The 12,390-nt window shown below is 64.1% G+C and carries 11 protein-coding genes; 9 read left to right on the top strand and 2 right to left on the bottom strand.

Annotated elements, in window-relative coordinates; genetic code table 11:
* Positions 1-16 precede the first annotated feature (16 nt).
* Positions 17-736 carry a Tim44/TimA family putative adaptor protein gene (locus G572_RS0108985; RefSeq protein WP_029058176.1) on the bottom strand — a complete coding sequence of 240 codons (720 nt, stop codon included), beginning with the start codon at positions 734-736 and terminating at the stop codon, positions 17-19.
* Positions 737-1,084: 348 nt separating this feature from the next.
* Between G572_RS0108985 and G572_RS23230 the strand changes: the two genes are divergently transcribed.
* From G572_RS23230 to polA, 3 genes are all read left to right on the top strand, one after another.
* Complete coding sequence (locus tag G572_RS23230) at positions 1,085-1,621, top strand: FxsA family protein (protein ID WP_051242052.1); 537 nt, start codon at positions 1,085-1,087, stop codon at positions 1,619-1,621.
* A 149-nt stretch (positions 1,622-1,770) separates the two neighbouring features.
* Positions 1,771-2,814: an acyltransferase family protein gene (locus G572_RS0108975; RefSeq protein WP_029058175.1), complete on the top strand. Its 1,044-nt coding sequence runs from the start codon at positions 1,771-1,773 to the stop codon at positions 2,812-2,814.
* A gap of 47 nt (positions 2,815-2,861) precedes the next feature.
* Positions 2,862-5,846 carry a DNA polymerase I gene (gene polA, locus G572_RS0108970; RefSeq protein ID WP_029058174.1) on the top strand — a complete coding sequence of 995 codons (2,985 nt, stop codon included), beginning with the start codon at positions 2,862-2,864 and terminating at the stop codon, positions 5,844-5,846.
* A 45-nt stretch (positions 5,847-5,891) separates the two neighbouring features.
* On the opposite strand, the gene G572_RS0108965 is transcribed toward polA, so the two are convergent.
* Entirely contained in the window at positions 5,892-6,338 is a 447-nt protein-coding gene (locus tag G572_RS0108965; RefSeq protein WP_029058173.1) for a MarR family winged helix-turn-helix transcriptional regulator, read from the bottom strand.
* 126 nt (positions 6,339-6,464) lie between these two features.
* Here G572_RS0108965 and hmgA point away from each other — a divergent pair, with 126 nt between their 5' ends.
* The 6 genes from hmgA to G572_RS0108935 all read left to right on the top strand — a co-directional run bounded on the left by hmgA (position 6,465) and on the right by G572_RS0108935 (position 12,374).
* Entirely contained in the window at positions 6,465-7,778 is a 1,314-nt protein-coding gene (gene hmgA / locus G572_RS0108960; RefSeq protein ID WP_029058172.1) for a homogentisate 1,2-dioxygenase, read from the top strand.
* A gap of 5 nt (positions 7,779-7,783) precedes the next feature.
* Positions 7,784-8,800, top strand: a complete 1,017-nt coding sequence (locus G572_RS0108955) for a fumarylacetoacetate hydrolase family protein (RefSeq protein WP_029058171.1) — start codon at positions 7,784-7,786, stop codon at positions 8,798-8,800.
* Between the two features lie 57 nt (positions 8,801-8,857).
* Positions 8,858-9,817 carry an MBL fold metallo-hydrolase gene (locus G572_RS0108950; protein ID WP_029058170.1) on the top strand — a complete coding sequence of 320 codons (960 nt, stop codon included), beginning with the start codon at positions 8,858-8,860 and terminating at the stop codon, positions 9,815-9,817.
* 68 nt (positions 9,818-9,885) lie between these two features.
* Positions 9,886-11,496: an FAD-dependent oxidoreductase gene (locus tag G572_RS0108945; RefSeq protein WP_029058169.1), complete on the top strand. Its 1,611-nt coding sequence runs from the start codon at positions 9,886-9,888 to the stop codon at positions 11,494-11,496.
* Positions 11,497-11,506: 10 nt separating this feature from the next.
* Complete coding sequence (locus G572_RS23225) at positions 11,507-11,716, top strand: DUF2783 domain-containing protein (protein WP_037546282.1); 210 nt, start codon at positions 11,507-11,509, stop codon at positions 11,714-11,716.
* Between the two features lie 106 nt (positions 11,717-11,822).
* The gene (locus G572_RS0108935; RefSeq protein WP_029058168.1) at positions 11,823-12,374 is read left to right on the top strand and encodes a VOC family protein; all 552 of its coding nucleotides are present in this window, start codon (positions 11,823-11,825) and stop codon (positions 12,372-12,374) included.
* The last annotated feature ends 16 nt before the right edge of the window (positions 12,375-12,390 follow it).

Below are 12,390 nucleotides of genomic sequence, written 5' to 3'. Positions count from 1 at the left end.
ACCCACACCCATTGCGTCAATCGACCGATTCGGTTGCCACCAGCTTCCAGTTCGGGTCGCGCGATGTGGTGTCGCGCGCAAAGGTCCAGATATCGGTGACGTCGCTGACGGCATTCGGATCGCCATCGACGATGGCGCCGTCCCGGTCGCGGGTCGCCGAGATCAGCTCACTGCGGAATTTCACCGTCACCTGGGCCGTCGAGCCCTTCATCGCCGCTTCGACGATCTCGGCCTTGTCGATCCCGACGAAGGTCGATTCAATCGTTTCGCCACGCGATTCACGATCCGAGATCGCCGCGACGAAGCCGTCGTAGACGTCCTTGGACAAAAGATTCTTCAAGGTCTTGCGGTCACCGGCGGCAAAGGCCGTCACGATCATCTCGTAAGCCGCACGCGCGCCTTCCACGAAGCTCTGGGGATCGAAAGAACGATCGGCGGAAAGGATCTTGCGCAGCGCCTCGTTGAGGGCGGAGCCTTCAGGGGCAACCGTGTCGAGGGTGCCGGATTCCGAAGCCGGCGCCGAACCGGACGGGGTCTGGCCGGGAAGCGGGATGACGTTGTCGTCGGAATTCGTCGCGGGACCCGTCACATCGCTGTCCCGGTCCCGGGCGGAATAGGGGTCGAAGGGGGGACGTTCGTGTCCCGTCCGCTTGCCCAGAACGCTGCGCAATCTCAGAAAGATCACGACCGCCAGAACCAGGAAAATGATTGTTGTGACGTCGAACATGTGACCCATTTCACTTCCGGCCGGTTACTTTCACAAGTCGCCGCAACGGCACATTGCGGCGATGAATTGCCCAAAGCGGCGACGCGACAGGCCGAGTGGCGCTCCGCTGACTTCCCAGACAAGGGAGTATGTAAGGTCCTCTTGAACCAACATCCAGCCTCTAGCACAAGTGCGCGACGACGTTTTCGCATTGCCGATCACACATATTGCTCGCATTCCCGTCAATTGTTTCCTACCTCTCGAAGAGACGGATGCCGGAGCGGGACCGCAAAGTCCCCGTCGCGTCCCCATGAACAACCGCCAACGGCACGCGGCGTTCCCGCGTCGACCGTCGCCACCTCCAGACCGTGTTGAGCCATGCCTGTCGGACTTCTCATACTGCTTCTTCTCATCGGCGTGCCGTTGCTGGAAATCGCCGTTTTCGTCGAGGTCGGCTCCGAAATCGGCGCCGTTCCGACGATCCTGCTGACCGTTCTGACGGCACTGGCCGGCACGGTCATGCTGAGGTTCCAGGGCGTCTCGCTGCTGATGAAAATCCGCAGCGAGACGGACGCCGGCCGCGTGCCGGGCTCGGACCTCGTGCAGGGCGCGCTGATTGTTGTCGCCAGCATCCTGCTGCTCATTCCCGGCTTTGTCACGGACGCCGTGGGCCTGCTGCTCTTCGTGCCGCCGCTGCGCACCGCGCTGGCCAACCTCGCGATCCGCAACGCGCGCGTCACCGTGGTCAAGGCCGAAGCGCGCCGCGACGGAGCGGAGACCGTGGTTGACCTCAACGAGGGCGAATGGTCCGACAAGCCGGGCGACACATCGGGCAGCCGTGCCGGCGGCACGATCCACGTCACCGACGAACGCGACCGCGGCGACGGACACTCGCCCTGGCAGGACAAGACCTGACCCGGGGCGTCTGGAACAAGCTGGCCGCCGGGCGAACGCGCTGACGCGCGCGGACCGATCCAGCGTTGAAATTAACCGGCTGTACACGCCGCCCCTCCATACTCCTGTGCAATCTCCGGCCGAGCCGGATTTCGTGGGAGTGGGACAGAGTGACGACCGAGGGCACGCAGCGGATCGACTGGGTCGACACCGCCAAGGGATTTTGCATCATCTTCGTTGTGATGATGCACTCTACGCTGGGCGTCCAGAACGCGGCCGGCGCCGAAGGCTGGCTTGGCCTTGTCGTCGATTTCGCCAAGCCGTTCCGCATGCCGGATTTCTTCATGATCTCGGGGCTTTTTCTGGCGCGGGTGATCGATCGCCCCTGGCGCACCTATCTTGACCGCAAGGTCGTGCACTTCGCCTATTTCTATGTCTTGTGGCTGACGATCCAGTTCGCCGTGAAAGCACCGATGATGGCCGGCGAAATGGGCTACGGCGGTGCGCTGGCGCAATATCTTCTCGCCTTCGTCCAGCCCTTCGGAACGCTCTGGTTCATCTACATGCTTCCGGTGATGTTCGTGATCACCAAGGCGCTGCATGCAACGCGCCTGCCCTGGCAACTTGTGCTCGCCGGCGCGGCGCTCCTGCAAATCGCGCCGATTGCCACCGGCTCCGTTCTGATCGACGAATTTGCCTCACGCTATGTGTTCTTCTACGCAGGCTACACGCTCGCGCCGCACGCCTTCCGGCTCGCCGCCTGGGCACAGGATCACCTGGGGCCGGCCTTCCTCGGTCTTCTCGCCTGGGGTGGGATCAACGGCTGGCTGGTTTTCGCCGGATACGCCGACCTTCCGTTCGTCTCGCTGGCGCTCGGCGGCGCGGGCGCGCTTGCCGTCATCCTGGTCTCGGCACTTCTAACGCGGATTTCGTTCAACGGCTTTCTTCGACTGTGCGGCGAATATTCCATCGTGATCTATCTGGCGTTCTTCTTTCCCATGGCCGCCACCCGGATCATCCTGCTGAAGACCGGGGTCATCTCCGACATCGGAACGGTCTCCGCCCTGGTCACCGCGGCCGGCGTCATCGCGCCGCTGGTCCTGTTCTGGGCGATCAACCGCGTCGATTTCGGTCATTTCCTGTTCCGCCGTCCGGCATGGGCACGACTGGAAGCGGAACCGGCCAAGCGCGGCGTCACGCAAGCTGCGGAATAACCGGCAAAACGGCGCGAGCGGGCTTTCCTCGCCGCGTCAACGCGGGCATGATCCGCGCCATGTCGAACAGCGCTCCCACCTCCGCCCTCACCGCCGACGACCACCTGATCCTGGTTGACGGCTCCACGTTCATCTTCCGCGCCTACCACGCGTTGCCGCCGCTGACCCGCAAGTCCGACGGCCTGCCGGTCGGTGCGGTCTCCGGCTTTTGCAACATGCTGTGGAAGCTGCTGCAGGAGGGGCTTACGCCGGAAGAGGGCGACGAGCCCACCCATATGGCGGTGATCTTCGACCATTCCGGCAAGACCTTCCGAAGCGAGATCTATCCTGAGTACAAGGCCCAGCGCCCCGAGCCGCCGGAAGACCTGATCCCGCAGTTCGGCCTGATCCGGGAAGCGACGCGGGCCTTTTGCGTGCATTGCATCGAGCAGGAAGGCTTCGAGGCCGACGACCTGATCGCGACCTATGCCCGCGCGGCGGCGGCAACGGGCGCGCGGGTCACCATCGTGTCGGGCGACAAGGACCTGATGCAGCTCATCGGTCCGCGCGTCAGCATGATCGACACGATGAAGAACAAGATCTTCGAGGTGGATGACGTCCACGAGAAATTCGGCGTCGGACCGGACAAGGTGATCGAGGTGCAATCGCTTGCCGGCGACAGCGTCGACAACGTGCCGGGCGTGCCGGGCATCGGCCTGAAAACGGCCGCGCTTCTCATCAACGAGTTCGGCGATCTGGAAACGCTGCTTTCCAAGGCCGACACCATCAAGCAGAACAAGCGCCGCGAGAACCTGATCGAATTCGCAGATCAGGCCCGCATCTCCAAGGATCTCGTGACGCTCAAGGACGACGTGCCGGTGGTGGAACCGGTCGATGCGCTTGCCGTCACGACGCCGGACGCGACGCGCACGCTGGCCTTCCTGAAGGCCATGCAGTTTTCCACTTTGACACGGCGGGTGGCGGAAGCGACGAACACGGATGTCACGGACATCGAGCCGGCGACATTCGCCATTCCCGGCTGGGACACGCCCGACGGCAAGGGCCGACAGGTGAAGGACCCGGCGAGCGCCAGCGAACCGGCCGAGACGGCCAGCGCCTCTGCCGGGAGCGGTGAAACGGGCGCGGGCTGGACAGCCCGGAGCGTGGCGGAGGCAGCAGCAGAGGCCGCCAAGGCGACGCCGATCGATCATTCAGCCTATGAAACCGTGATGGATCTCGACCGGCTCAAGGCCTGGGTGGCGGAGGCGACCGAGCTCGGTCACGTTGCCGTCGACACGGAAACCACCTCGCTCAACGCCATGCAGGCGGACCTCGTCGGCGTGTCGTTGGCGACCGCGCCGGGAAAAGCCTGCTACATCCCGCTCGGTCACGTCGACGGGGAGGGCGACCTGCTTGGCGGCGGCGCCCTGGTCGAGGGGCAGATTGCGCTCAAGGACGCACTCGCCGTCCTGAAGCCGCTCTTGGAGGACCCGTCGGTTCTCAAGATCGCGCAAAACATGAAGTACGACTGGCTGGTGCTGCGTCGCTATGACATCACCGTCGCCCCCTTCGACGACACCATGCTCTTGTCCTACGCCATCGACGCCGGAAAGGGCGGCAACGGCATGGACGCGCTGTCGGAGCGCTGGCTCGGCCATGTGCCGATCCCCTTCAAGGAGGTGGCCGGCTCCGGCAAGTCGATGATCACCTTCGACAAGGTCGCGCTCGACAAGGCGTCGGCCTATGCAGCCGAAGACGCCGACGTCACCCTCCGGCTCTGGCAGGTGCTCAAGCCCCGGCTCGCGGCGGAGCGCATGGCCACCGTCTATGAACGGCTGGAGCGGCCGATGGTGCCGGTTCTGGCACGCATGGAGGAACGCGGCATCTCCATCGACCGGCAGATGCTGTCGCGCCTTTCCGGCGATTTCGCGCAGTCGATGGCGGGGCTGGAGGAGGAAATCCACGGGCTGGCCGGCGAGAGTTTCAACCTCGGCAGCCCCAAGCAGCTTGGCGACATCCTGTTCGGCAAGATGGAGCTTCCCGGCGGCAAGAAGACCAAGACCGGCGCCTGGTCGACCTCGGCCTCGGTGCTCGACGACCTTGCAGCGGAAGGACACGAGCTGCCGGCGCGGATCGTCGAGTGGCGGCAGATGTCGAAGCTGAAGTCGACCTATTCGGATGCGCTGCCGGGCTACATCAATCCAACGACCAAACGGGTGCACACGTCCTATTCGCTGGCGGCGACCACGACCGGGCGGCTGTCGTCGTCGGAGCCGAACCTGCAAAACATTCCCGTGCGTACCGAAGCCGGCCGCAAGATCCGCAAGGCCTTTGTCGCGGCCAGGGGCCACAAGCTGCTCTCCGCCGACTACAGCCAGATCGAACTGCGCGTGCTGGCCCATATGGCGGACATCACCCAGCTCAAGCAGGCCTTCGCCGACGGGCTCGACATTCACGCGATGACGGCGTCGGAAATGTTCGGCGTGCCGATCGACGGCATGGACCCGATGGTGCGCCGGCGCGCCAAGGCGATCAATTTCGGCATCATCTACGGGATTTCCGCCTTCGGGCTCGCCGCACAGCTCGGCATCTCGCGCGGCGAGGCGTCGGATTACATCAAGACCTATTTCGAGCGCTTCCCCGGCATCCGCGATTATATGGAAGAGACGAAGAAATTCGTGCATGCCCATGGCTACGTCGAGACGATCTTCGGCCGGCGCGCGCATTATCCGGATGTGAACACCAAGAACCCCAACATGCGCTCCTTTTACGAGCGCGCGGCCATCAACGCCCCGATACAGGGATCGGCCGCCGACATCCTGCGTCGCGCGATGGTGCGTATGGAAGAGCGGCTAACCGCCTCGAAACTCGAGGCACAAATGCTGCTGCAGGTGCATGACGAACTGATCTTCGAGGTCCCGGAGGGCCAGGTCGACGCCACGATCGAACTGGTGCGCGACGTCATGGAATATGCCGCCGAACCCGCCGTCGCGCTGAAGGTGCCGCTCCAGGTCGACGCCCGCGCCGCCGACAACTGGGACGAAGCGCATTAACCGCCCGTTCCGAGCCGGCCGTCGTCGGCCCGGCGCAAACATGCGTCAGGTCTGCGAAACGGCAAACCTGGCCTCCACTGCCGCCAGTCCCTGTTCCAGGGCCGCGGCGGCATCGGGACCAAGCTCCTCGGCCAGCTCCTGCTGGAAGCTGCGGGCAAGCTCTGCCACTTCCGAATAGACCTTCGCGCCGGACGCCGTCAGCGTCAGCCATTCGATGCGGCGGTCGCTCTCGTCGACACGCCTCACCAGCCAGCCGCGCGCCTCGAGCGAGGCAACCGCCCGGCTCACCTTGGTCTTGTGCATCGTCGACTGCCGGCCGATCTCGGTCGCGGTGGTCTTTTGCAATTGCCCGAGAATGGCGAAGGTGCGCCATTCAGGCCGGCTAATGCCATAGGCCTCCCGATAGCGGGCCGCAAACCGCCGGCTGACAAGCTCCGACGCCCGCACGAGCCGATAGGGAAGAAACTCCTCGAGAAGCAGGCGGTCGGTCATCGTGGTCCCCATTCGATCCCCGGAAACGCGACGCCCGGCAAAAATCCGGTGATCGCGCGTTGATAGTTACAAACTAAACAGTTACACATGCAACTATCAACTGTCTGAGTTCAGGAGGGATCAGACATGACACTCGACTACATGCCGGGCTTCGGCAACGACTTCGAGACGGAAGCGTTGCCCGGGGCCCTTCCACAGGGCCAGAATTCCCCGCAACGCGCACCTTACGGGCTCTACGCCGAACAGCTGTCCGGCTCGCCCTTCACCGCGCCGCGCGGCACGAATGAACGGTCCTGGCTCTATCGTATTCGCCCGTCGGTCAAACATTCGGGCCGGTTCTCGCACCTTTCCATGGACGGATGGAAAAGCGCGCCGCATGTCGACCAGCATTCGCTGCCGCTCGCCCAGCTGCGCTGGGACCCGGTGCCGATGCCCGACACGCCGACGGATTTTATCGCCGGCATGAAGACCATGACGACCGCCGGCGACGTGCACACGCAGGTCGGCATGGCGACCCATGTCTATGCGGTCAACGCGGACATGAGTGACGACTTCTTCTTCAACGCCGACGCGGAGCTTTTGATCGTGCCCCAGGTGGGCGCCTTGCGGATCGCCACCGAGCTCGGCGTGATGGACGTCGCGCCCAAGGAAATCTGCGTCATTCCGCGCGGCATGGTGTTCACCGTTTCGCTTCTGGACGGAGACGCGCGCGGCTATGTCTGCGAGAATTACGGGGCGAAATTCACCTTGCCCGATCGCGGGCCGATCGGCGCCAATTGCCTTGCCAATCCACGCGACTTCAAGACGCCGGTCGCAGCCTTCGAGGATGTGGAGAAGCCCTGCCGGCTGATCGTGAAATGGTGCGGTGGCTTCCACGCGACGACGCTTGAGGCCTCGCCGCTCGACGTCGTTGCATGGCATGGCAACTACGCGCCGTTCAAATACGACCTCACCACTTTCTCACCGGTCGGCGCGATCCTGTTCGACCATCCGGACCCGTCGATCTTCACGGTGCTGACCGCGCCTTCGGGCGAGGAAGGCACGGCCAACATCGACTTCGTGATTTTTCCCGAACGCTGGATGGTGGCCGAACATTCCTTCCGTCCGCCCTGGTACCACCGCAACATCATGTCGGAATTCATGGGCCTGATCTACGGCCGATATGACGCCAAGGAAGAAGGCTTCGTGCCGGGCGGCATGAGCCTTCACAACATGATGCTGCCGCATGGGCCGGACGCAACGGGATTTGAAAAGGCGAGCCGTGCCGAGCTGAAGCCGGAGAAACTCTCCGGAACCATGGCCTTCATGTTCGAAACGCGGTTCCCCCAGCATCTCACACGCTATGCTGCCGAACTCGACAGCCTGCAAGACACCTATCTCGACTGCTGGTCGGGGCTCAAGAAACGCTTCGACGGCACGATCGAAGGCAACTGGGATTGATCCTCATGAAACTCGCAACCCTCAAGGACGGCACCCGCGACGGAAAGCTCGTCGTCGTCAATTCCACGCTGACGCGCTGCACCGAGGCGGCCCATGTCGCGCCGACGCTGCAGGCCGCGCTCGACGACTGGGACAAGGCTGGGCCGAAACTCGCGACGCTCGCCGAGAGCCTGGAACACGACGCCGTGCCGTCCATGCGCTTTCACGAACATGACGCGCTGTCGCCGCTTCCGCGCGCCTATCAGTGGGCGGACGGGTCCGCCTACGTCAATCACGTGGAACTGGTTCGCAAGGCGCGCGGCGCGGAAATGCCGCCCTCCTTCTGGACCGACCCGCTGATGTATCAGGGCGGTTCCGACAGCTTCCTTGCGCCCCGCGAACCGATCCGCATGGCCGACGAGGCCTGGGGCATCGACATGGAAGGCGAGGTTGCCGTGATCGTCGACGACGTGCCGATGGGTGCAAGCGTGGACGAAGCGCGCGCTGCCATCCGCCTGGTGATGATCGTCAACGACGTTTCCCTGCGCGGCCTTATCCCGGCGGAACTCGGCAAGGGTTTCGGCTTCTTCCAGTCCAAGCCGTCCTCGGCGTTTTCGCCGGTGGCGGTGACGCCCGATGCGCTCGGCGACGCCTGGGACGGCGGCAAGCTCTCGCTGCCGCTCAATGTCGACTTCAACGGCAAGGCCTTCGGCCGTGCGGAAGCCGGCATCGACATGACCTTCGACTTCCCGACGCTGATCGCTCATGCGGCCAAGACGCGCCCGCTCGCGGCCGGTGCCATCATCGGGTCGGGCACGGTCTCCAACAAGCTCGACGGAGCGCCCGGCAAGCCGGTCGCCGACGGCGGTGTCGGTTACTCCTGCATCGCGGAAATCCGCATGATCGAGACCATCGAGAGCGGCGAGGCGAAAACGCCCTTCATGCGCTTCGGCGACACCGTGCGCATCGAGATGCTGGACGCGGAAGGCCATTCGATCTTCGGCGCCATCGAGCAAACGGTCGAGAAATACACCCGCGGCTGAGGCCGCGATCCGCGCGCTCCGGCGCTGCAAACGAACACAAGACTTCAGGAGCCAACCATGGCCAAGGCATTCGCCTCCCAGGGCGACATGAGCGAAAAGAACATCTCCTTCACCGAAATCGGCGACGGCCTGTGGGCCTTCACCGCGGAAGGCGATCCCAACACCGGCGTGATCATCGGCGACGACAGCGTGATGATCATCGAGGCACAGGCCACGCCGCGTCTCGCCAACAAGGTGATCGAGAAGGTGCGTGAAGTCACCGACAAGCCGATCACCCATCTGGCCCTGACCCACTACCACGCCGTGCGCGTGCTGGGCGCAGCCGCCTATAACGCCCCGAACATCATCATGAGCGAAAAAGCCCGCTCCATGGTGGTCGAGCGCGGCATGGAGGACCGAGAGTCCGAGTTCATGCGCTTCCCGCGTCTGTTCCAGGGCTATGACAATGTTGCCGACATTCCGCCGCTGACCTGGCCGACCACGACATTCAACGACCGCATGTCGGTCTATCTCGGCAAGCGCCGCGTCGACCTGATGTTCCTGGGCCGCGCCCATACGGCCGGCGACATCGTCATGTATGTGCCCGACAGCAACGTCATGTTCACCGGCGACATCGTCGAGTATCACTCCGCCTGCTATTGCGGCGACGGGCACTTCCACGACTGGCCGGGCACGCTGGAAAAGATCCGCGCCTGGGATGTCGATGCCATCGCACCGGGACGCGGCGACGCGCTCGTCGGCAAGGAGATGGTCAACGCGGCCCTCGATTCCACAAAGGATTTCGTCAAGTCGACCTACCGGCCGGTGGCGCAGGTCGCCTTGAAGGGCGGCTCGCTCAAGGACGCCTGGGACGCGGCGCGCGCCGAGTGCGACCCGAAGTTCTCCGACTATGCGATCTACGAGCACTGCCTGCCCTTCAACGTGGCGCGCGCCTATGACGAGGCCCGCGACATCGACACGCCGCGCATCTGGACGGCCCAGCGCGACAAGGAAATGTGGGAAGCCCTGCAAGGCTGATCCGACAGGGCGTTCCGGCCCCCAAAGGCCGGAACGCCCGTCGCGCTGCTGTTTCTTCGGGAGGAAACATGACCAAGATCTTCGAAACGCCGCTTTACCCCTATCAGCGCTCCGCGGACCAGGACGCCGAAACGCCGGTTCGCCACCCCGTCGTCGTTCTGGGTGCCGGGCCGGTCGGACTTGCCGCCGCCATCGACCTGGCGCAGGCCGACATTCCGGTCGTCGTGCTCGACGAGAACGACAAGGTGAGCTGGGGTTCGCGGGCGATCTGTTTCGCCAAGCGGCCGCTGGAGATCCTCGACCGGCTCGGCTGCGGCGACGAAATGGTCGACAAGGGCGTCGTGTGGAACCTCGGCAAGGTGTTCTTCGACGAGCGCAAGGTCTACGACTTCAACCTCCTGCCCGAAGACGGCCACAAGCGGCCCGCCTTCATCAACCTCCAGCAATATTATCTGGAGCAGTATCTGGTCGACCGCGTGCGCGCATTGCAGGCGGACGGCAAGGCCATCGAGCTGCGCGGCGGCAACAAGGTGACGGCGGTCAAGCCGGACGACACGAGCGTGCGCCTCACCGTCGAGACGCCGGACGGCCCCTACCTGATGGACGCCGACTGGCTGATTGCCTGCGACGGCGCCGGTTCGCCGACCCGTACCATGCTCGGTCTCGACTTCCAGGGCCGTGTCTTTGAAGACAATTTCCTGATCGCCGACGTCGTGATGAAGGCGGATTTTCCGACCGAACGCTGGTTCTGGTTCGATCCGCCCTTCAACAAGGGGCAGTCCGCGCTGCTGCACAAGCAGCCCGACGACGTGTGGCGCATCGACCTTCAACTTGGCTGGGACATCGACCGCGAAGCGGAAAAGGACCCGGAAAAGATCGCCCCCAAGCTCAAGGCGATGCTCGGCGAGGAAGCCGACTACGAATTCGAATGGGTGTCGATCTACACCTTCCAGTGCCGACGCATGGAAAAATTCCGCCACGGACGGGTGGTCTTTGCCGGCGACGCCGCGCATCAGGTTTCGCCGTTTGGCGCACGCGGCGCGAACTCCGGGTTCCAGGACACCGACAACCTGATCTGGAAGCTGAAACTCGTGATCGACGGCACGGCGCCGGACACGCTGCTCGACAGCTATGATGACGAGCGCGTCTATGCCGCGGACGAGAACATTCTCAATTCCTCGCGCTCGACCGACTTCATCACGCCGAAAAGCCACGCCAGCCGGGTGTTTCGCGACGCGGTGCTCGATCTCGCCGAGCATCACGCCTTCGCCCGTCCGCTGGTGAACTCCGGCCGCCTGTCGCTGCCGGCGATCTACGACGGCTCTCCGCTCAACGGAGCCGACGCGACCGGCCTCCCGGCGCGCGCGCGCCCCGGAGCACCGGCGAGCGATGCGCCGATCGGAGGCGACTGGCTTATCGACCGGCTCGGCGGCGGCTTCCAGCTCGTCACCATCGATGCGCAAGCGCCCGACACGCTCGATGTCGACGGAATCCCCGTCACCCGGCTCGCGCTGTCGGCAAAAGACGATCCCTCCGGCGCACTTGCCGAGCGCTATCTCGGGTCGGCGCCAAGCGCCGTCTACCTGATGCGTCCGGACCAGCATGTGGCCGCCCGCTGGCACGCTTTCGATGCCGATGCGGTCGCAGCCGCCGTGAAAACCGCAACGGCCCAGGCCTGAGGAGCGCATCATGACAGCACCGACACACGGCACGCTCACGCTTGAGCCCAACATCAAGGATCCCGACGGCTTCTACGCCGAACTGCTGGCCGCCCATGAGGGGCTGAGCCGGGAAGACAGCGAGGCGCTCAACGCGCGTCTCGTCCTGATCCTCGCCAATCACGTCGGCGACCGAGACACGATCCGCGCGGCGCTCGAGGCGGCGCTGCCGGAACGATAACCGCCCGCCGGCGGGCCGGAAGGAGAGGGCCGAACCGCCGCACAGGGCTTCTGCACGAACGCGGACGGGGCGTTCCTTCACCGACACGGACCTGAAAGGACCACCCATGAAAATCGAGCAGATCCACCACGTCGCCTACCGCTGCAAGGACGCCAAGGAAACGGTGAACTGGTATGTCGACAACCTGAACATGGATTTCGTTCTGGCGATTGCGGAGGACAAAGTGCCCTCCACCCATGAGCCGGATCCCTACATGCATGTCTTTCTCGACGCCGGGAACGACAACGTTCTCGCGTTCTTCGAACTGCCGACCAAGCCGGAAATGGGCAGGGATCCCAACACGCCGGAATGGGTGCAGCATATCGCCTTCAAGGTGAAGGACCGCGACACGCTGATCGCCTACAAGGAAAAGCTGGAAAAGAACGGCATCGAGGTGCTGGGCGTCACCGATCACTCGCTGTTCCATTCCATCTATTTCTTCGATCCGAACGGGCACCGTGTGGAACTGGCCTGCCCGGACCCGGCGGAAGACGAGATGCTCAAGAAGCTCGACGCGGTAAAATGGGACATGCTGGAAGAATGGTCCAAGACCAAACGCGCGCCCCAGCATGCCGCCTGGCTGCATGCCAAGGAGCTGAAGAAGGACGGCACGGCCTGACATCCGACCGGATGCA

This window comes from Stappia stellulata DSM 5886 (assembly GCF_000423705.1).
Taxonomy (GTDB): domain Bacteria; phylum Pseudomonadota; class Alphaproteobacteria; order Rhizobiales; family Stappiaceae; genus Stappia; species Stappia stellulata.
The sequence above is the reverse complement of the archived record's forward strand: the minus strand, read 5'-3'. Positions and strand labels throughout refer to the sequence as shown.